The following is a 20,145-nucleotide window of genomic DNA, read 5'->3' as shown; positions in this document are numbered from 1 at the left end:
CCTTCCGTCTGCGAGATGGGGTCAGCGCTCGGTGCGTCGGCCGAGTTCGTTGTCGATGAAGGCGAACACGTCGTCCACGCTCGCCGAGCTGATGCGATCGCTCACGGCCTCTTCGTTCTTGGCGCTGCCGTACTGGGCGAGCAGGTTGCGCAGCCGGGCGGCGACACCGTCCCGTGCCAGGTCTTCCGGCGACGTCGTGGCCAGCGCGGCTTCCAACCGGTCGAGCTCGCCGGTGATCGACGGTCCGGCGTCACCACCGAGCAGCTCGCCCGCGAGGTAGGCGGCGAGCTCGTCCGGCGTCGGATAGTCGAACACCAGGCCGGCGGGCAGTTTCAGGCCCGTCGCGGACGCGAGGCTGTTGCGCAGCTCCACCGCGGTCAGCGAGTCGAAGCCGAGGTCACGGAACTGCTTGTCGTCGTCGATCGCCGCGGGAGTCGCGTGTCCGAGCACACCGGCCGCATGGCCGCGCACGAGGTCGACGAGGTACTTGCCGCGTTCCTCCACCGGCAGCGCGTTCAACGTCGCCGGGAAGTCCACAGTGGATGCTTCCCCGCTGCCTGCCGCACGCTTGCCGCCCTTGACGAGGCCGCGCAGGATCGCCGCGACCGGACCGTTGGTGCGACCTGTGGTGATGCGGGCGGGGACGAGCACCGCGTCCTCGCGCGAGGTGGCGTCGTCGAACAGCTGCATGCCTTGGCGGACGGTCAGTGGCGGCATGCCGGTGCGGCCGATGCGGTCCATCGCGCCGTCCTGCAGATGTGCTGTCATGCCACCGGTTTGCGCCCACGGTCCCCAGGCCAGCGACGTGGCAACGAGCCCTTGTGCCCGACGGTGTTCCGCGAGTGCGTCGAGGAATGCGTTGGCCGCGGCGTAGTTGCCCTGACCCGCGCTGCCGAGCACACCCGACACGGACGAGTAGAGCACGAACGCCTTGAGCTTCTGCTTCTTCGTGGCCTCGTGGAGGTTCCAGGCGCCGTCGACCTTCGGCTTCAGCACAGCGCTGATCCGCTCGGCCGTGAGCGAGGAGATGATGCCGTCGTCGAGCACACCGGCCGTGTGGATGACGGCCGTCAGCTTCACGCCCTTGACGACCTTCTTGACCGCCTTGAGGTCCGCGGTGTCGCAGGCGGCGATCGTGACGTCGGCTCCGTGCGCGGTGAGTTCTGCCTGCAGCGCAACAGCATCCGGCGCGTCGCCGCCGCGCCTCGACACCAGCAGCAGGCGCTTCACGTTGCGTTCGGCGACGAGGTGGCGGGCCAGTTCGGCGCCTAGACCGCCGGTGCCGCCGGTGATCAGCACCGTGCCTTCCGGGTCCCACTCCGCCGTCTCGACGGTGTCGGTGACGCGGGCGAGGCGAGCGACCCGCACCTGTCCGTCGCGAACGCGGACCTGGGTCTCCCCCGCGTCGATCAGGCCGGTCGGAAGCGGGGCGCTGCCGTCGGTGTCGACGAGCAGGAAGCGTCCGGGGTTCTCCGACTGTGCCGTGCGCACCAGGCCTTCGACGGTCGCGCTCGCCAGGCCGCTCGTCACGAAGGCGAGCTTTTCCTCGGACTGCAACAGTTCCAACGCCCGCGCGGCCAGTTCGTGCGCCTGTTCAACGGTGTCACCGCTGAACTGGACCTCGCGAACATCGGTAGCCGGCTGGGCTTCCGGCGCGGGCACCCATTCGACGCGGAACAACGAATCCTGGTGCTGCTGCGCGGCGAGCGGTGCACCGAACACGAGGGCCTGAGCTGAGACGACCGGCGCGCCACTGGTGTCCGTGGCGGCGAACTCACCGTCGCGCAGCCGCACCCGCAACGTGTCGGCGCCGACCGCGTGGAGGCTGACGTTCTGCCAGTGGACCGGAACCTGGCTGTCCTCGGTGATCCTGGTGGCGCAGTCGAGCAGTGCCGGGTGGACGCCGTAGAACTGGGCGTCCGAGGTGCCTTCGGGCAGCGTGACCTCCGCGTAGATCGCGTCACCGGCCTGCCAGATCTGCTCGCCGATCGCCGTCGCACCCTTCGGCGGCCACTCGCTGACCGTGAAGTCCGCCCGGTACTCGCCCTCAGTGAGCATCCCTGTCGCGATCTGGACGAACGGCTGCTCGTCGTTCGGTCGCGTGTAGACGGTGAGAGCGCGCTTCCCGTTGTCCGGCGCCCCGATCCACACCTGCAGCACACCAGGCGTGAGCGGCGCGGAGATCGCGAGCTCCTCGACCGTGCCGTACCCGACCTGGTCTGCCGCCCGGAACGCGATCTCCGCGAACGCCGTCTCCGGGAACGCCACCGCGAGCCGGTTCGTGAACACCACAGCGTCTTCCTGCGCGACGGTCATCGCAGCACCGAGCAGCGGGTGGTCAGCGGGCCCGAGGCCGAGCCCGGACGCGTCGGCCGCCTGGGCCATCGGCGTCGGCCAGTAGTGGTCGTGGTCGAACGCGTAGGTCGGGATGTCGACGCGCTTCGCCCCGGTGCCCGCGAACGCCTCCGCCCAGTCGACGGTGGTGCCCTGGACGTGGAGCCTCGCGAGCGCGGTGAGCCAGGCCGTCGTCTCGTCGCGATCCTTGCGCAGCGCGGGAACCGAGCCGTCGACGAGCGCGGACAGCACCCCGTCCGGCCCGATTTCCAGGAACGCGTTGACGCCGGCGTCTTCAAGCGCGTTGATGCCATCCGCGAACCGCACGGCTTCCCGGACGTGCCGCACCCAGTACTCCGGCTCGGTCAGCTCGGTGCCGGCAATACGCCCGGTCACGTTGGAGACCAGGGGAATGCGGGGCGTGGCGAACTCCAGCGCCGTCACGACGGCGCGGAAGTCCTCCAGCATCGGCTCCATCAACGGCGAGTGAAACGCATGGCTGACCGGCAAACGCTTAGTCTTGCGCCCCTGCTTCGCGAACCCGTCAGCGATCTGTTCGACCGCCTTCTCCTCACCCGCGATCACGAGCGCACGGCGCCCGTTGATCGCCGCGATGGACACCACGTCCGTGGCTTCCACCTCGTGCTCCTGCGCTTCGATCGCGACCATGGCGCCGCCGGCCGGAAGCGCCTGCATCAACGCCGCCCGCGCGTTCACCAGCTTCGCCGCGTCTTCGAGCGTGAGCACCCCGGCGACGTGCGTGGCCGCGATCTCGCCGACCGAGTGCCCGCCGACGTAGTCCGGCTCGATGCCGAACGCCTCCGCGAGCCGGAACAGCGCGACCTCGACCGCGAACAACGCCCGCTGCGTGTTCCCGGTCTGGTTGAGCGCTTCCGCGTCCTCGCCCCACATGACGTCGCGGACGTCCACGTGCTCCAGCACGGCGTCGAGCGCCTTCGCGAACACGGGGAACCGCTCGTACAGCTCACGTCCCATGCCCAGCCGCTGCGACCCCTGCCCGGAGAACAGCACCGCGAGCTTGCGCCTGCTCGCCTGCCCGAGCGCGACCTCCGCACCGTCCAGCACCACGGCCCGGTGCTCGAACCGCGACCGCTTCAGCAGTGAGAACCCGACGTCGAACGCGTCCGCCTCAACCGCCCGCACCCGCTCGACCTGAGCGCGCAGCGAAGCGGAGGACTTCGCCGAAACAACGAGCGGGGCCCCCTTGGGGGGACGCGAGGTCCCCACTCCAATCATCTCAGCCGAGTCTGACAATTCTGGAGCGGTCGGCGCGGCCTCCAGGATGACGTGCGCGTTCGTGCCGGAGATGCCGAACGACGAGACGCCTGCCCTGCGCGCGCGGTCCGTTGACGGCCACGGTGTGTTCGAGGTGAGCAGCGAGATCGAACCCGCGGTCCAGTCGACGTGCGACGAAGGCGTGGTGACGTTGATCGTGCGCGGCAGCAACCCGTGCCGCAGCGCCATCACCATCTTGATCACACCAGCGGCACCGGCGGCGGCCTGCGTGTGGCCGATGTTCGACTTGATCGACCCGAGCAGCAAGGGCTCCGCACGATCCTGCCCGTACGTGGCCAACAGAGCCTGAGCCTCGATCGGGTCACCCAAAGTAGTACCCGTGCCGTGCGCCTCGACAGCGTCGACGTCGGCGAACCGAAGACCCGCCGAAGCCAGAGCCTGCCGGATCACGCGCTGCTGAGAAGGCCCGTTGGGCGCGGTCAGCCCGTTGGATGCACCGTCCTGGTTGACCGCGGAACCGCGCACGACAGCAAGAACGTCATGCCCAGCGGCGACGGCATCGGACAGACGCTCCACCACGAGCACACCGATGCCCTCAGACCATGCGGTGCCGTCGGCAGAATCCGAGAACGGCTTGCAGCGACCGTCACGCGCGAGGCCGTCCTGCAGCGAGAACTCCATGAACGCACCCGGCGCCGACATCACCTGCACACCGCCGGCCAGCGCCAGCGAACACTCGCCGTTCCGCAGCGCCTGCACCGCCAAGTGCAACGCGACCAGAGCCGACGAGCACGCCGTGTCGATCGTCATCGACGGGCCTTCGAGCCCCAGAGCGTAGGAAAGCCGTCCCGCGATCACGCTCGGCGACGTACCTGTGCCGGAATACCCCTCCAGCGCCTGCTCCGACGCGAGCATCAGGTGCGCGTAGTCCTGCCCGGACGCGCCGACGTAGACACCGGTCCGCGACCCGCGCAACGCCAAGGGGTCGATTCCCGTGCGCTCCAACGCTTCCCAGGACGTCTCCAGCACGAGTCGCTGGTGCGGGTCCATCGACACGGCCTCGCGCGGCGAGATCCCGAAGAACGCCGGGTCGAACGACGCGATGCCCTCGATGAACCCGCCCTGCCCGGTCACCGACTGGCCGGCGCCGTCGCCGACGAGGTTCTCGTCCCAGCCGCGGTCCGACGGGAACCCGCCGATCGCGTCCCGCCCACCCAGCACCAGCTCCCACAGTTCCTCCGGCGACGACACGCCACCGGGGAACTTGCACGCGATACCGACGATCGCGATGGCCTCGTCGCTGACCCTCACGGAGTCCTCGACCTCAGCGGAACCACCGAACAGTTCGCTGACCAGATGCGACGCCAGCGCTTCCGGCGTCGGGTAGTCGAACACCAGCGTCGCGGGCAACGTCAGCCCCGTCGCCGTGCCGAGCCGGTTGCGCAGCTCGACCGACGTCAGCGAGTCGAAGCCCAGCTGCCGGAACTCGCGGTCCGCGTCGATCGCGTCGGCCGACGAGTGCCCGAGCACCGCCGCGGCCTCACCTCGCACCAGGTCCACCAGCGTCCGCAGACGCTCAGCCGGGCGAACGTCCTGCAAGCCCTGCAACGCAACGGTTCCCTGCGTCCGAGCCGCGGTCCGGCGCCCACCGCGCAGCAGATTGCGCAGCAGTGGCGGCACCATCGTCGTGCTGGCGCCGGTGATGATCCGCGCGGGCACCACGAGCGGTTCATCGACACCGATTGCCGCGTCGAACAGCGCCAGCCCGTGCTCCAGAGAGATCGGCGGCATCGACGACTTCTCGAGCCGCTCCAACGCGGCCGCGTCCATCGTCTTGGTCATGCCGACCTCGGACGTCCAAGCGCCCCAGGCCAACGACACCGCGGGAAGCCCAGCGGAACGGCGGAAAGCAGCCAGTGCGTCGAGGAACGCGTTGCCCGCAGCGTAGTTTCCCTGACCGGCCGTGCCGAGCACGCCGGACACCGACGAGTACAGGACGAAATGCGCGTCCGGCACCAACGAATGCAGGTTCCAGGCCGCGTCCACCTTGGGCCGCAGCACCTTCTCCAGCCGTTCCGGCGTCATCGACGCGATCACACCGTCGTCCAGCACGCCAGCCGTGTGCACGACAGCGGTCACATCATGTCCATTGAGGACAGCTGCCAACGCGTCCCGGTCCGTCACATCGCAAGCCGCGATCGTCACACCGTCGAGCTCCGCCAGCTCCGCCGCACCCGGCGAGTCCAGCCCGCGACGGCTGAGCAGCAACAGCTTCCGCGCGCCCCTCGCGACGAGATGCCGCGCCAGCTCCGCGCCAAGACCACCGGTGCCGCCTGTGATCACCACGGTGCCATCAGTGTCCCAGCCGGACGGCACGGTGATCACGATCTTGCCGATGTGCTTGGCACGACTCATGAACCGGAACGCGTCACGCGCCCGTCGCACGTCCCACGCGGCGATCGGCAGCGGCGCCAGCACATCCCGCTCGAACAGCTCCACGAGCGCGACGAGCATGCGCTGGACGTGGTCGGGATGCGCCTCACCGAGGTCGAACGGCCGGTAGAAGATGCCCGGCACGTCCTCGCGCAGATCGGTCTTGCCCATCTCCAGGAACCGTCCGCCCTCGCCGAGCAGCCGCAGCGAGGCATCGATGAACTCGCCCGTCAACGCGTTCAGCACGACGTCGACCCGCGGGAACTTCTGTGCAAAGCTGATGTCGCGCGAGTTGCCGATGTGGGCGTCGTCGAGGCCGAGGCCGCGCAGCACGTCCCACTTGCCCTCGCTGGCGGTCGCGAACACCTCGGCACCGAGGTGCTGCGCGACCTGGATCGCCGCCATGCCAACACCACCGGCGCCGGCGTGGACGAGGACCTTCTCCCCCGGCTGGACGTTGCCGAGCTCGATCAGCGCGTAGTAGGCGGTGAGGAACACCAGCGGCACCGACGCGCCCTGCTCGAACGTCCATCCGTCCGGAAGCCTGGTCAGGTAAGGCTCCTCGATGACGCCGACCGGTCCCATGCCACCGAACAGCATGCCGAACACCGGGTCGCCGACGTTCAGCTCGGTGCACTCGGGCCCGAGCTCGGTGACGACACCCGCGGCCTCCGCGCCGAACGAGCCCGCCTCGCCCGGATACATGCCGAGCGCGTTGAGCACGTCGCGGAAGTTGAGGCCCGCCGCCCTGATCGCGATCCTGACCTGCTTGCCCCGCAACGGCTCCGGCTGCCACGGCGCCAGCACGAGGTTGTCCAGGCTGCCTTTCGCGGTGGTGTCCAGCCGCCACGTTCCGGCCGGCGGCACCAGCGTCGGCCCGGTCTGCAGCCGCGCCAACCGTCCAGCGTGGACAGTGCCGTCACGCACGATCAGCTGCTGTTCCTCGGTGACCAGCATGCCGGGCGTCAGTTCGCCGTGGTCGTCCAGGTCGACGAGCAGGAACTTGCCGGGGTTTTCGGCCTGCGCCGACCGCACGAGTCCCCACACAGCTGCCGCGCCCAGATCGGTGATCGGTTCGTCGCCGATCGCCGCCGCGCCACGCGTCACGAACGCCACGCGTTCCTCGGCGGTCTGCAGGATCTCCAGCACGCGCTTCGTGGTCTCGTGCACAGCAGCCGCGTCGGGGCCGCCCGTCAGTTCCACGACCCGAGCGTCGAACTCGGTCGCCTCGCCGATCTGCACCGGCACCCAGTCGACGCGGAACAGCGACTCGGCCACGGGGTTCGCGGGAGCGGCCGTGGACGGCGTCCTGACCACCAGCGACTTCACCGACAGCACCGGTGCGCCTTCGACGTCGACGGCGGTGACCTCGACGGCGTCACCTCCCGTGTGCTTCAACCGGACCCGCAGCCGCGACGGCCCGATGGCGTGCAGCGACACGCCGTTCCACTCGAACGGCAACCCCTGCCCGGCGCCGTCGACGAACGTGATGGCGTGCAGCGCGGAGTCGAGCAGCGCCGGGTGGACGCCGAACGTGGCGGCGTCGTCCACGCTGTCCGGCAACGCGACCTCGACCAGCACCTCGTCACCGTGACGCCACGCCTGCCGCAAGCCCTGGAAGATCGGCCCGTAAGCCAGGCCGCCTTCCGCGAGCGTCTCGTAGAAGCCTTCGAGGTCAAGCGTTTGCGCGTCCGCGGGCGGCCATTCGGCAGTGTCGAACTCGACCTGATGCGGCCCCTCGGCGAGCGTGCCGCTCGCGTGCTGGATCCACTCGTCGGAGTCCGGCACCTGCGAGTGCACGCTGACCGGCCGGCGCCCGTGATCGTCCGGCGCCCCGACACGAACCTGCACCGCGACGGCGTCCCTTTCAGGGAGGACCAGCGGCACGACGATCGTGAGCCCGTCGACGCGGTCGCAGCCCACCATGTCGCCGGCGCGAATCGCGAAGTCGAGGAACCCGGTGCCGGGGAACAACACCGCGCCACCGACGACGTGGTCCGCGATCCACGGGTGCGTGGCGAGGCTGAGGCGTCCACTGAGGACGAACTCGTCGGTGCCCGCGACCGCGATCGCCGCGCCCAGCAACGGATGCCCGCCGGACCGCAGCCCGTACGCCGCGGGATCGCCCGCGCGGCCGCCGACGGTCGCCTTGGGCCAGAACCGCTCGTGGTCGAACGGGTAGGTCGGCAGGCTGATCAGCTTGCCGCCCGTCAGCCACGGCGCCCAGTCGACGGTGATGCCGTCGACGTGCAGCTGCGCCAGGGCCTGAGCCAGCGCGGCTTCCTCGGTCCTGTTCTTGCGCTGCGCGGGAACGGCGTGATCGACGAGCGCCGACAGCACCCCGTCCGGCCCGACCTCGAGGAACCTGGTGGCCGGGATCTTCGCCACGTTGTCGGTGAACCGCACCGCGTCGCGAACGTGGCTCACCCAGTACTCGGGGTCGGTGACGTCGCCGGTCGTGCTGATCGGGATCTTCGGCTCGGCGAAGGTGAGCTCGCGGATCGCCGCCCGGAAGTCGTCGAGCATCGGCTCCATCAACGGCGAGTGGAACGCGTGGCTGACCTTGAGCCGCTTGGTCTTCTCGAACCGTCCCGCAATCGCCTCGACTTCCGTTTCGTCACCCGCGATGACGATGGAGCGCGGTCCGTTGATGGCCGCGATCGAGACCTTGCTCGTGAGGTGCGGGGTGACTTCTTCTTCGGTCGCCTGCACGGCCACCATGGCGCCGTTCTGAGGAAGCGCCTGCATGAGCCTCGCGCGTTCGGTGACCAGCTTCGCGGCGTCCTCGAGGCTGAGCACGCCCGCGACGTGCGCCGCCGCGATTTCACCGATCGAGTGACCCGCGAGGTGTGCGGGCTTGATCCCGAACGCCTGCAACAACCGGTAGAGCGCTGTTTGGAACGCGAACAAGGCCGGCTGCGTGTAGCCCGTCTGGTTGAGGTTCTCCTCGTCCTCACCCCAGATGACGCTCTGCAGCTCGGGATCGAGATGCGCGAGCACGTCGTCGAACGCGTCCGCGAACTCCGGGAACCGCGCGTACAGCTCCTTGCCCATGCCGAGCCGCTGCGACCCCTGCCCGGAGAACAGCACCGCCAGGACGTGCTCCCCCGCCACCCCGCTCGCGACTTCGGCCCCGTCGACCAGCACGGCCCGGCGCTCGAACAGCGCCCGCGACCTGACCAGCGAGTACGCGACGTCGACCTCGGCTGCCGCGACGTCCCGGATCCGCTCGACCTGAGCCTGCAGCGCGCCGGCCGACTTCGCCGACACCACCAACGGAATCGATCCCGCCTGGGGGCCCCGGGGGGAGAACGAGGTCCCCACTCCAAGCGTCCCACGGCGGTCTGACGATTCCGGCTCGGCAAGATCGACAACAGGCGCGTTGTCCACAGGCGGGGAACTGTCCACAGATTTCGTGGAAGGGGTTGCGGCCTCGAGAATCACGTGGGCGTTGGTGCCCGAGATGCCGAACGACGAGACGCCCGCGCGCCACGGCCGTTCGACAGTGGGCCACGGGGTGTTCTCGGTCAACAGCGACACCGCGCCCGCCGACCAGTCGATGTGCGAGGAGGGCTCGGTGACGTGCAGAGTCCGCGGGAGCAGGCCGTGCTGGAACGCGAGCACCATCTTGATCACGCCCGCCGCACCCGCCGCCGCCTGCGTGTGGCCGAGGTTCGACTTCACCGAACCCAGCCACAGCGGGTCGACGCGGTCCTGCCCGTACACGGTGAGCAGCGCCTGCGCCTCGATCGGGTCGCCCAGCACGGTTCCGGTGCCGTGCGCCTCGACAACGTCCACATCGGACGGAGACAACCCGCCCGACGCAAGCGCTTGGCGGATGACGCGTTGCTGCGAAGGACCATTGGGCGCCGTCAGTCCGTTGGAAGCGCCATCCTGGTTGAACGCCGAGCCCCGCACGACCGCGAGCACGGGATGACCAGCGGCGACAGCGTCGGAAAGCCGCTCCACCACGAGGATGCCGACACCTTCGGACCAGCCCGTGCCGTCAGCGGACTCGGAGAACGCCTTGCACAGGCCGTCCGGCGCGAGCCCGCCCTGCCGCGAGAAACCGGAGAACGACGTCGGCGTCGCCATCACCGTGACACCACCGGCCAACGCCAGCGAACACTCGCCACCCCGCAACGCTTGCGCGGCCAGGTGCAGCGCCACCAACGCGGACGAGCATGCCGTGTCGATCGTGACCGCCGGACCTTCCAGCCCTAGTGCGTACGAGATGCGGCCGGAGATCACCGAAGCCGCGAGCCCGGTGCCGGCGTGGCCTTCGAGGTCTTCGTTGGAGGCCATGACGACGTGCTGGTAGTCCTGCCCGTTCGTGCCGACGAAGACGCCGGTCCGCGATCCGCGCAACGACGACGGGTCGACGCCCGCGCGTTCGACGGCCTCCCACGAGGTCTCGAGCAGCAAACGTTGCTGCGGGTCCATCGCGAGGGCTTCTCGTGGCGAGATGCCGAAGAACGCGGGGTCGAAGTCGGCGACACCGCGCAGAAAACCGCCACGCAACGTCGAGCTCTGCAAGGAGGCCAGGTCCCAGCCGCGGTCGGCCGGGAAGTCCGACATCGCGTCCTCACCCGCGACGAGGCGCTGCCACAGGTCTTCCGGCGAGTCGATGCCGTCGGGGAAGTGGCAGGCCATACCGACGATCGCGATGTCGTCGGTGGAGACCGCGACCGAGACGTCGTCGAGGTCGCCGCCTTCGCCGAGCAGCTCCGCCAGCAGGTGTTCGGCGAGCACGCGCGGTGACGGGTAGTCGAACACGAGCCCGGCGGGCAGCGCGAGACCGGTGATCTCGGTGAGGTGGTTGCGCAGCTCGACGGCGGTCAGCGAGTCGAACCCGATGTCGCGGAACGCTTTGTCGGACGCCACCGCTTCCTTGCCGGAGTGGCCGAGCACCTGGGCGGCCCGCGTGCGGACCAGCTCCAAGACGGGCTCGATCCGTTCCGCGGCAGGCAGATCACGCAGGCTGCGACGCAGTTCCGCGGCGGCGGACTCGCTGTCTCGACGCGCGGCGGCCAGTTCGTCGAGCACTTCGCGAGCGCCGGGCAGTTCGGCCAGCACAGCGGACGGGCGCAGACTCAGCAACGCGCTGAGCAGCTGCGGATGGTGGATGTCCGCAATCACGGCGGTCGGCGCGGCCTCCGCGACCACGCTGCGCATCGCCGCGACCGCGAGTTCCGGGTCCAAAGTGGACGCGCCGACGGACTTGATCGATTGGGCGACGCGTTCCTCGCCCGCCATGCCGTCGCCGGTCCACGCGCCCCAAGCGATCGACGTCGCAGCCAAGCCCTGCTCACGACGCTGCACGGCGATGGCGTCGAGAACGGCGTTGGCGGCGGCGTAGTTGGCCTGGCCGGGGTTGCCGATCGCGCCCGCGACCGACGAGAACAGGATGAACGCGTCGAGGTCGAGGTCGCGCGTCAGCTCGTCGAGCAGGAACGCCGACGTGACCTTCGCCTGGAACACGTCGGTGAACCGCTCCGGCGTGAGCCCGTCGAGCACTCCGTCGTCCAGCACACCAGCAGCGTGCACAACGGCCTTGACGTCGCTCGTCAGCACCGCGGCCAGCTCGTCGCGGTTCGCGACGTCGCATCGCACGACCTCAACGCCGAGTTCCGCGACGATGTCCGCCGCGCCGGGTGCGTCCATGCCGCGACGGCTCAGCAGCACGACCTTCTCCGCGCCACGTGCGACCAGGTCACGCGCCACATGCTTGCCCAGCGCGCCCGTGCCACCGGTGATCACGACAGTTCCGGTCGGTTGCCACTCCTGAGATGCCCGTGGCGCAACGAGAATCCGCCGCCCGAACACCCCGGACGCCCTGACCGCGACCTGATCCTCGTCGCTCGTCAGCACCGCGACGAACCGTTGCGCCGCACGCTCGTCCAGCTCGGTGGTGAGGTCGACGAGGCCGCCCCAGCGGTTCGGGTGCTCCAGCGCGGCGACCCGTCCGAGTCCCCACACGCCTGCCTGCCAGGGGTTGCTGACCGCGTCCGCACGCCCGGTCGACACCGCGCCGCGCGTCACCACCCACAGCGGCGCCATGACACCGGCGTCGCCGAGCGCCTGGATCAACGCGGTGGTGCTGGTGATCGGCGCGATCTCGCCGAGATCGTCCAACGCCAGCAACGACACCACACCGGTGAACGGCGCTTGCGCGAACTCCACGAGCTGCCCCGCGAGGTGCTCGCGGTCGGCCCACGCGACGCCGAGCTCCGTGACGTCCCCGAGCGCGTCGACCAGCGTCCGGATCCACGCGCTGTCGGCCACCTCGGTCGGCACGACGACGAGCCACTTGCCCGGCTGCGCGGTGAGTCCGGCGACCGGCTGCCAGTTCTCCCTGTGCAGCCAGGAGTCCACAGTGGACTGAGCCTTGCGCTTGCCCCGCCACGCCGACAACGCCGGCAGCACACCCGCGAGCGTCTCGCTGTCGAGGTCGAGCGTGGCGGCGAGGGACGCGACGTCGTCCTGCTCAACGGCGGTCCAGAACGCCGCGTCGGCCGGGTCCGCGGGGATTGCCGCGGTTGCCGCCTCGGGCCAGAACCGCTCGTGCTGGAACGGATACGACGGCAGGTCGACGCCACGCCCGCCCCGGTAGAAGCTCGACCACTCGACGTGCACACCGCTGACGTGCAGCCTCGCGAGCGCCTGCAGGAACGCCTTGTGCTCGCCCCTGTCCTTGCGCTGCGTGGGAACCGCTCCATCGACCAGCGCCGAGAGCACGCCGTCCGGTCCGATCTCCAGGAACGCGCTCGCGCCCTGTTCCCGCAGCCGCGCGACGTTGTCGGTGAACCGGACCGTGTCCCGAACGTGGCTCACCCAGTACTCGGGATCCGTGACGTCGCCCGTCGTCGCGATCGGGATGCTCGGTTCGTTGAAGGTGATCCCCGCGATCGCCTGCCGGAAGTCATCGAGCATCGGCTCCATCAACGGCGAGTGGAACGCGTGGCTGACTGCGAGCTGCTTGCTCTTGCGGCCCGCGAACTGGCTCGCCACGGCGCGCACTTCGTCTTCCGTGCCCGCGATGACCAGCGAGTCTGCCGCGTTGATCGCCGCGATCGACACGCCGCTCGTGAGGTGCGGGGCGACCTCTCCTTCCGTGGCCTGCAGCGCGATCATCACGCCTGCGGGCAGGTCTTGCATGAGCGCGGCGCGTGCCTTGACGAGCTTCGCCGCGTCTTCGAGGCTCAGCACTCCCGCGACGTGCGCGGCCGCGATCTCGCCGATCGAATGCCCGGCGAGCAGGCGCGGGACGATGCCGAACGACTCCGCCAGCCGGTACAGCGCAGTTTGGAACGCGAACAACGCCGGCTGCGTGTTCCCCGTCTGGTTCAGCGCCTCGGCGTCGTCACCCCACATGACGTCACGCACTTGGAGGTGCTCCAACACCTCGTCCAACGCGCGGGCGAACACCGGGAACGCCTCGTACAGCTCACGCCCCATGCCCAGCCGCTGCGCCCCTTGCCCGGAGAACAGCATGGCGAGCGTCTTGCCCGATGCCTCCCCACTGGCCAGTACATCGGCACCCAACAACACGGCCCGGTGCTCGAACAACGTGCGCCGATGCAGCAGCGAGTACCCGATGTCCCGCGGGTCCGCCTCAACGCCTCGAACGCGCTCGATCTGGGCTTCGAGGGCCGCCGCGGACTTCGCCGACACCAACCACGGCAGCGCACGGCCAGCTTCGCCCGCACGGCCAGCTTCGCCCGCACGACCAGCCTCGCCTGCACGACCAGCCTCGCCCGCACGACCAGCCTCGCCCGCACGACCAGCCTCGCCCGCACGGCCCGCCTCGCCCGCACGGCCCGCCTCACCTGCACGGCCCGCCTGGATCGATACGGGTTGGCCGGCCCCCTGGGGGGAGCCACCCCCCATCCCAATCATCTCAGGCAGGTCCGACAATTCCGGAGCCTCAAGGATGACGTGCGCGTTTGTGCCCGAGAGCCCGAACGACGAGACGCCTGCACGGGCGGGGCGGTCGACACTGGGCCACGGGGTGTTCGAGGTGAGCAGCGAGACAGCGCCCGCGGACCAGTCGACGTGCGAAGAAGGCGACGTCACGTGCAGGGTCTGCGGCAACAGGCCGTGCTGGAACGCGAGCACCATCTTGATCACGCCGGCGACACCCGCAGCCGCCTGCGTGTGGCCGAGGTTCGACTTGATCGCACCCAGGTAGAGCGGGGCGCCGACACGGTCCCGGCCATAGGTGGCGAGCAGAGCTTGAGCCTCGATCGGGTCGCCGAGGCGCGTGCCGGTGCCGTGCGCCTCGACGGCGTCGACGTCCGAAGTGGACAGTCCGGCGTTGGCCAGGGCCTGACGGATCACGCGTTGCTGAGCGGGTCCGTTCGGGGCGGTCAAACCGTTCGAGGCGCCGTCCTGGTTCACGGCCGAACCGCGCACGACAGCCAGGACCTTGTGCCCGAGCCGGAGGGCGTCAGACTGGCGTTCGACGACGAGCACACCGGCACCCTCAGCCCAGCCAGTCCCCTCGGCGTTGTCGGAGAAGGCGCGGCAGCGGGCGTCGACCGCGAGGCCGCCCTGCGCGTTGAAGCCGGCGAAGTTCATCGGCGTCGACATGACGGTCACGCCGCCGACCAGCGCCATCGTCGACTCGCCCGAACGCAGCGACTGCGCGGCCAAGTGCAAGGCCACCAAGGACGACGAGCAAGCGGTGTCGATCGTGAGCGCGGGACCCTCGAAGCCGAACGTGTAGGAGAGACGGCCGGAGATCACCGCGGCGGCGAGGCCGGTGGACGCGTGGCCCTCGATGTCGCCGCGCGCTCGCAGCACGAGGTTCGTGTAGTCCTGCCCGTTAGTGCCGACGAACACACCGGTCTTGGAGCCGCGCAAAGTGGCGGCGTTGATGCCCGCGTGTTCGACGGCTTCCCAGGCGACCTCGAGCAGCTGACGTTGCTGCGGGTCCATCGCGAGTGCTTCCCGCGGCGAGATGCCGAAGAACGCCGGGTCGAACTCCGTCGCGCCGTAGAGGAAACCTCCCTCGACCGTGCCGCCGGCCGCGAGCGCGTCCTGTTCCCAGCCGCGGTCGGTCGGGAAGGTCGCGATCGCGTCGGTGCCGTCGGCGAGCAGCCGCCACAGGTCTTCGGGAGTCGAGACGCCGCCGGGGAAGCGGCAGGCCATGCCGACGATCACGATCGGGTCGTCGGCGTCCGCGATGCCCTGCGCCGACACGTCGAGATCGGTGCCTTCACCGGTCAACGAAGTCAGCAGGTGCTCGGCCAGGACCAGCGGCGTCGGGTAGTCGAAGATCAACGTGGCGGGCAGCGTCAGGCCCGTGGTCGCGGTCAGCGCGTTGCGGAGCTCGATCGCGGTCAGCGAGTCGAACCCGAGCGCGCGGAACTCCTTCTCCGCGCCCACCGCGTCGGCGTTCGGGTAGCCGATGACCTTCGCGGCCTCGGCGCGCACGACATCGACGATGATCCGCACGCGCTTGGCGTCGGGCAGGCCGCCGAGCTTGGCGAGCAGGCCACCGACGACGACCTCGCGGGCGGCGGTGCGCCGACCCACCCGCACGAGGCCGCGCATGATCGCGGGAACATCGCCCTGTGCGGCACCACCTGATGCGAGTGGCACGAGCAGCGCCTCGTCCGACGAGACGGCCGCGTCGAAGAGCGCGAGGCCCTGCTCCACCGACAGCATCGGCATGCGGCGCAGATCGCCGTCGTCCAAAGTGGACGTCATGCCGGTGTCCCAGGCGCCCCAGGCCAACGACAGCGCGGGCAGGCCGAGTCCGCGGCGGTGCGCGGCGAGGGCGTCCAGGAAAGCGTTGGCGGCGGCGTAGTTGCCCTGACCGGCGGCACCCATCACGCCGGACACCGATGAGTACAGGATGAGGTGCGCGTCCCCGGCGAGCTCGTGAAGGTTCCACGCGGCGTCGACCTTAGGGCGCATGACAGCGGAAAGCCGTTCGGGCGTCAGGGATCCGATCACGCCGTCGTCCAGCACACCCGCCGTGTGGATGACGGCGGTGAGCTGCACGCCATCGAGCAGATCAGCGACGGCGGCGCGGTCGGTGACGTCGCAGGACTTCACCTCGACCTCAGCGCCCAACGCGACCAGCTCATCACGCAGCTCAACCGCGCCGGGCGCGTCGAGTCCCCGACGGCTGACCAACAGCAGCTCGCGTTGGCCGCGGGTCACGAGGTGGCGGGCGAGGACAGCGCCGAGACCGCCCGTGCCACCGGTGATCAGCACGGTTCCTGACGAATCCCATTCGCGCGCAACGCTTTCGGTCACGCGGGCGAGCCTGCCCGCGAAGACCTCGCCCGCGCGCACGACAACCTGGGTCTCCCCCGCGTCGATCAGTCCGCCGAGGTCGGGCAGCAGCGCCTCGGACTCGGGGGCGTCGTCGAGGTCGACGAGCAGGAACCGGCCGGGGTTCTCCGTCTGCGCGGATCGCACCAAACCCCACACAGCGGCCGCGGCGACGTCGTCGCCCGTGACCGCGCCGCGCGTGACGAAGATCAGTCGCTCGTCGGTTTCCTGAAGCTTGGCAAGGGTTTCCGCTGCCAACACGTGTGCGGACGCCGGTGACTGCTCACCCGTCACGTGCACGACCGTCGCGGTGCCGGGCGTGTAGGTGACGGGAACCCAGTCGAGGCGGAACAGCGAGTCGACACCGCCCTGAGCGGACAGCTCGCCCAGTGGCTCGATGCTCACGGACTCAGCGGTCAGCACCGGCTCACCGGCGACGTCGACCGCGTTCAGCGCGATGCCACCGTCCACAGCGGACAGCCGGACCCGGACGACCTCCGCACCGTTCGCGTGCAGCGACACACCCCGCCAGTCGGCGGGAACGCCTTCCAGCCCGAGGAACGTCGCAGCGTGCGTGGCCGCGTCGAGCAGTGCCGGATGGACACCGAAGCCCTGGGCGTCGACGGGCAGCGCGACCTCGGCGAACACCTCCCGGCCACGCCGCCAGGCCGCGCGCAGTCCCTGGAACGCTTCCCCGTAAGGCGTTTCGTCGTAGAAGCCGTCGAGATCGACGACGGTCGCGCCCTTCGGCGGCCACTCGGAGTCCTTGGCCGGGGCGGGAACGCCCTGTCCCAGCCAGCCGTTCGCGTGCTCGACCCAGTCGTGGTCGCCGTGCCGCGCGTGGAAGCGGAACGCACCGTCGCGCCCGACCTGGAACTGCACCTGCACGGAACCGCTGTCCGGCAGCACCAGCGGCGCGACCTGAGTGAACTGCTCGACACGCTCATGGCCTGCGAGGTCACCCGCCCGGAACGCCAGCTCCAGCACGCCCGCCGTCGGGAACACGACGTGGTCAGCGAGCCACGAGGTCTTGCTGAGCGTGCCGGTGAGGATCAGCTCGCCGGAGCCCGCGACCGTCATCGCCGCACCCAGCAACGGGTGCTCGGCCGGAGTGAGACCGAGGCTCACCGCGTCACCCGCGCTCACCGACACCGACGGCCAGTAGCGGTCGTGCTGGAACGCGTAGGTCGGAACATCCGTACACTTCCCGTTGGGGTAGAACGGTTTCCAGTCGACGTTGACGCCCGCGACGTGCAGCCGGGCGAGCGCGGTGATGAACGCGGTGCGTTCGTCACGGTCCTTGCGCTGCGTTGGGATGGCGCCTTCGACCAGCGCCGCGAGCACACCGTCCGGGCCGATCTCCAGGAACGTCTTGTCGCCCAGGGTTTTCACCGCGTCGTGGAACCGGACGGCGTCGCGGACGTGGCGGACCCAGTACTCCGGGTTCGCGACGTCACCGACCATCGGGATCGCCGGGCTGTGGAAGGTGATGCCGCTGATGGCCGCGCGGAAGTCGCTGAGCATCGGGTCCATCAGCGGCGAGTGGAACGCGTGGCTGACCTGGAGTTGCTTCGTCTTGCGGCCTTCGAAGTTCTGGACGAGTGCGCAAGCTTCCTTCTCCACACCCGCGACGACGAGCGAGTCCGGCCCGTTGATCGCCGCGATCGAGATGCCCGGCGTCAGGTGCGGGGTGACCTCGTCCTCGGTGGCCTGCAGCGCGATCATCACGCCGCCCTCCGGCAACGCCTGCATGAGTCGAGCGCGCGCTTCGACCAGGGTGCAGGCGTCTTCGAGGCTGAACACGCCCGCGACGTGCGCGGCGGCGATCTCGCCGATCGAGTGGCCGGTGACGTGCGCCGGACTCACCCCGAACGACTCCAGCAGCCGGTAGAGGGCGACCTCGAACGCGAACAGCGCGGGCTGCGTGTTGCCCGTCTGGTTCAGCGCTTCCTCATCGCCCCACATGACATCGCGTACGTCCAGGTGCTCGAACACCGCGTCCAGCGCCACACGGAACGGTTCGAACGCCTCGTATAGCTCCTTGCCCATACCAACGCGTTGCGCACCTTGCCCGGAGAACAACAACGCGAGCTCAGTACGCCGCGCCAGACCGGTTGCGATCTCAGCCCCGTCGAGCACCACCGCGCGGTGCTCGAACAACGCGCGCGTGGTCGCCAACGAGAACCCGATGTCCACCGCATCACCGTCGAGCGCGCGCACCCGCTCGACCAGCGCCGCGAGCGAGGCCTCCGACTTGGCCGACACCAGCCACGGAATCGATCCCGACTGGGGGCCCCGGGGGGAGAACGAGGTCCCCACTCTAAGCGTCCCACGGCGGTCTGACGATTCCGGCTCGGCAAGATCGACAACGGGCGAGTTGTCCACAGGGGCCGAGTTGTCCACAGAAGGCGGAACAGGGGTTGCGCCTTCCAAGATCACATGGGCGTTCGTGCCCGAGACGCCGAACGACGAGACGGCGGCGCGTGGGGCGCGGTCGGAGGAGGGCCATGCGACGGCGGTGGTGGCCAGTGAGACGGAGCCAGTGGTCCAGTCGACGTGGGTCGACGGGCGCGAGACGTGCAGGGTCGCGGGGACGACGCCGTGCTGCATCGCGGCGACCATCTTGATGATGCCCGCGACACCGGCGGCGGCCTGGGTGTGGCCGATGTTCGACTTCACCGAACCCAGCAGCAGCGGAACCGCGCGGGCAGCGCCGTAAGTCGCGAGCAGGCTGCGGGCCTCGATCGGGTCACCGAGAGGCGTGCCGGTGCCGTGCGCTTCGACGACGTCGACATCGGAAGCGGACAGGCCGGCGCGGTCGAGGGCGGCGCGGATGACGCGTTGCTGCGCGCGGCCGTTGGGGGCGGTGAAGCCGTTGGAGGCGCCATCGGAGTTGACGGCAGAGCCGCGCACGACGGCGAGCACCGGGTAACCCGAAGCAACAGCGTCGGACAGACGGGCGAGAGCGAGCACGCCGACGCCTTCGGACCAGCCCGTGCCGTCGGCGTCGTCGGAGAAGGCCTTGCATCGGCCGTTGCGCGCGAGTCCGCCCTGGCGCGAGAACTCCACCAACGAGCCGGGTGTGCACATGACGTTCACACCGCCGGCCAACGCCAAAGAGCACTCCCCCGCGCGCAAGGCGTGCACGGCGAGGTGCAGAGCCACCAAAGAAGAGGAGCACGCGGTGTCGACCGTGAGCGTCGGCCCTTCCAGACCCAGCGCATAGGAGATGCGGCCGGACTCAGCAGAGGCGGCGATGCCCGTGCCGACGTCACCTGTCGCGTCGTCGAGGCCGCGGATCAGCAGATGCTCGTAGTCTTGGCCGTTGGTGCCCACAAACACACCGGTGCGGGAGCCGCGCAACGACGTCGGGTCGATGCCGGAACGTTCCAGCGCCTCCCACGAGGTTTCGAGCAGCAGGCGTTGCTGCGGGTCCATCGTGACGGCCTCGCGCGGCGAGATGCCGAAGAACGCCGGGTCGAAGTCCGCGATGCCGTGCAGGAAGCCGCCCTGCACCGAGACGCTGTGGCCGCGTTCGTCGACGCCGCTGCCGAGCAACGCGTCGACGTCCCAGCCGCGGTCGGCCGGGAAGCCGGTGATCGCGTCACGCCCGGACGACACCAGCTCCCACAGTTCCTCCGGCGAGCTGATGCCGCCGGGGAAGCGGCACGCCATCCCGATGATCGCGATCGGTTCGGTGGCGGCCGCGACGAGCTGCCTGTTCTGCTTGCGCAGCCGCTCCGCCTCCTTCATCGCGGCGCGGAGAGCCTCGACAACCTTCTCGCTGGAGGTACTCATTCATCAGCTCCGTCAGTCCAGCCGGACACGGTCTTC

General features: G+C 69.8%; 1 protein-coding gene. It reads right to left on the bottom strand.

From position 1 onward, the window contains the following. Nucleotides 1-21 precede the first annotated feature (21 nt). Nucleotides 22-20,109 carry an SDR family NAD(P)-dependent oxidoreductase gene (locus AB0M24_RS10135; protein ID WP_363763704.1) on the bottom strand — a complete coding sequence of 6,696 codons (20,088 nt, stop codon included), beginning with the start codon at nt 20,107-20,109 and terminating at the stop codon, nt 22-24. Nucleotides 20,110-20,145: the final 36 nt, after the last annotated feature.

Origin of the sequence: Lentzea sp. NPDC051838, assembly GCF_040681245.1 — a bacterium.
Taxonomy (GTDB): domain Bacteria; phylum Actinomycetota; class Actinomycetes; order Mycobacteriales; family Pseudonocardiaceae; genus Lentzea.
Note: the sequence above shows the minus strand (reverse complement) of the source record. Positions and strands in the feature narration are given on the sequence as shown.

What these genes read in the sequence shown, in the direction of transcription:
- AB0M24_RS10135 (WP_363763704.1), bottom strand. Translation starts at nt 20,109, where the DNA reads ATGAGTACCTCCAGCGAGAAGGTTGTCGAGGCTCTCCGCGCCGCGATG.